Origin of the sequence: Pseudomonas brassicae, assembly GCF_010671725.1 — a bacterium.
In the GTDB taxonomy this organism is placed as follows: Bacteria; Pseudomonadota; Gammaproteobacteria; order Pseudomonadales; family Pseudomonadaceae; genus Aquipseudomonas; species Aquipseudomonas brassicae.
In genome coordinates, this window is sequence record NZ_JAAHBU010000603.1 from 1 (window position 1) to 2,659 (window position 2,659).

4 protein-coding genes are annotated in these 2,659 nt (G+C 47.3%); 3 read left to right on the top strand and 1 reads right to left on the bottom strand.

The window, feature by feature from the left end:
* The 3 genes from G3436_RS28150 to G3436_RS26535 form a co-directional block, all read left to right on the top strand.
* Positions 1-207: hypothetical protein (locus G3436_RS28150; RefSeq protein WP_243667349.1), on the top strand; the 207-nt coding region annotated here is incomplete at its 5' end.
* Between the two features lie 52 nt (positions 208-259).
* A complete protein-coding gene (locus G3436_RS26530) occupies positions 260-625 on the top strand; it encodes a hypothetical protein (RefSeq protein WP_163951310.1) in 366 nt (121 codons plus the stop codon).
* Between the two features lie 474 nt (positions 626-1,099).
* The gene (locus G3436_RS26535) at positions 1,100-1,567 is read left to right on the top strand and encodes a hypothetical protein (protein ID WP_163951313.1); all 468 of its coding nucleotides are present in this window, start codon (positions 1,100-1,102) and stop codon (positions 1,565-1,567) included.
* A gap of 164 nt (positions 1,568-1,731) precedes the next feature.
* On the opposite strand, the gene G3436_RS26540 is transcribed toward G3436_RS26535, so the two are convergent.
* On the bottom strand, positions 1,732-2,409 hold the full coding sequence (locus G3436_RS26540; RefSeq protein WP_143128224.1) for a hypothetical protein: 678 nt from the start codon (positions 2,407-2,409) through the stop codon (positions 1,732-1,734).
* Positions 2,410-2,659 lie beyond the last annotated feature (250 nt).

Here is a 2,659-nt window from a genome sequence, read left to right on the forward strand (position 1 = left end):
TTTGACCATTACCTGCTGAATCCGTTGCCCACGGACGAAAAGAGCTTTCAGACATTCGTTGTTAATTTAGCCAGCGAGATCGAAGCCAAGGGAAGCAATTTAGAATGCGCCGGATTCTCTGTCTCTGAGACTTCTGTCCTTTGGTTGGCGACCCTATGGATGAGGACGCGTGTGTTAACGCTGCGCAGTCGCTACCTGGCTCAGTAGCTGCTTTCGTAGCGTGTCATAGCCCAGAAGACAGGTTGAAAGGTATTAGGTTGTGTACGCTGGAGATGTCCGGATCTGGACGGAAGTTGAGAAATTATCCAAGCGAGCATTAAATAAACAGTTAACAGGTAAGCGTCCTGGCGCACTTGCCCTGCAGTTTATCAACGATACGATCGAACCCATTAATACCGCATTTGAACCCCAAAATAAATATCGTCTTCTTTCAGAAAAACTGCTTATTAAAGATCATGCGCTGATGCTTATAGTTACGAATAGTATCGAACTATCTATTGAGAGTGTATTCATCCCGTACAGAATAGACGCCTCTCAACAAGAACATTGCACGCTTGCAGCATTTTACAGTGATCGGCTCGACTATCCAATAGCGCAGATCAAAACTCTATTTGACCCCCGATGATACTCGGGTCGTGCCCATTGCAGCCCATTGCTAGCAAGTGGCATATCCACTATGTAATACGGGAAACTCCGATCAAGTCAGCACTTGTAACCGACCTGTGGCTGAAGTGGCCTCTGCTCAGCCACCTCAGTAAGCTTTAAGGATAAGTAGATGGTCTTCTCCGATATCGAATATGCCGGTAAGGGAAGTAGAGCAGCCGTGCGTGCTTCCTGACAGCGATGGAGCAAGCCCTGCCGAGTGGATGCAGAAAACGCGTTGCCTGCTGAGACTACTTTGCAATCGGAGCTGGCATGGCTCACAACTAGGGATATCCTTTGTTTCTCTGAACATGATTGATAACGGCGCTCACGCAGCATAAATATAGGCTGAACTCGACGACAATGGCACCCATTGAAGTTAAGCTGACTGCAACGTTTTAAGTATCGGCGCTTTAAATGCATGTTCATAAGTGCACTATTATAGTAAGAGGGAAACATGTCAAATGTAACTGATATCGTTAGCGCTGTAGGTAACGCAGTTTCGGCTCTTGCAGCCTGCGTAGCTGCGATCGGCGTATGGTACGCACGACACCAGTTAAAGACGAGTCGTGAGATTGCGCAGTTGCAGTTTGAAGATTCATTGGGAAAGGAATACCGCGAATTGGCCGGAGAGCTGCCGAAGAAGGCTTTAATGGGAGAGGTCCTAACTGACTCTGAATACGAAGAAGCCTTCGATGAGCTGTATCGCTATGTCGATTTGACCAATGAACAAACTTCGCTCCGGGCGCATGGGCGAATTACTCCGGATGTATGGAAAAGTTGGTCGGAGGGAATTGAGGCGAACCTAAAACTACCGGCATTCGCGCGGGCGTGGATTGAGATCAAGACTAGATCTTCTGGCTTTGAGGAGCTTCGTCGGCTTGAACTAGAATTATTCCAGAGCGACCCCAAGGATTGGCATTGAGCCCTGCTCCCGGTCAATGCTTCGGTCGTTATCGTTAACTATCGAGCGGCAGCTATGGGTCGAAAGCAGCCTGTCGCGACAGGCTGTAGTGGATCGTTTACTGCCTTTCGTGACAGGCAGCAGTCGGCCAACAACAGACCTTCGGCATCGGGTCTGCTTCTCGCCTAAATATCGGCAATAGTTGGCGACAGCATTTCCCCCTCTAGATGTCGATACGTGAAATCTGGAAACCGCACCACCAAACAACTCCAAATTTCCCGAAATGCTACCGCCGCCTCATGCGAATCTCGGTATGTGCGTCCCTGAGCCATGGAAGATATTAGTCTCAATCGGTGAGACTCGCACAACTCTTTAAGTTCCGAACCAAAGTTAGAAACTGTGGACTCATTATATGCAGAAGGAAATCTATTTATTATAAGAGTAAATATTTCTCGAAAAGCGGATAGCTCCTTAGGGTTGGGGGCGGTTATAGCGGCATTGTAGCCCCACCAGCTTCCTGATAGTGAGTGAAGGTTCGCAGACTGTTGGAAGGCAGTACCTATTCCATTTGAAGTCTTGCACGCCCACGCAAACACATTCAATCTGAGCAAACCTTCTTTATTGAGCATAACGTCATCGAGACCTATCGCAAGCTCATCATTTTGCCCATAAACTCTATTTACACCTCCATGACCCATCAATAGCACAGACTTAGTGTGAATCAGTTTAAAAATATCAAACAACGCCTGCTGGGTGGCGTCTTCGCCAACAATTAGATTTGAACTATAGGGGAACAAGTGCCTGGCAAGTCTAGCATTCTCATAAGTGGCTATATCATATGCGGGTACAAATGCTTTAAGCATCTTTGTCATCCTCTAACGCTTGAGCCGCCAAAATATCTCGGGAGAGACGCAGAAGATCTGAAATATATCGCAACCCTATTTCATCTCCCTGAAGTATTTTCGTCCCCCAACTGACCGGCAGAATAGTCTCCTTCTAAAGTTCTCCAGCTTATTTTATCATGGGTAGTTCGCGTAATAAATTGGCGAAAACTTGCCTATTCAAGCTCTCGGAAATGACAGCCTCTGAATAAGCGTGAGTACTGTCCCAGCG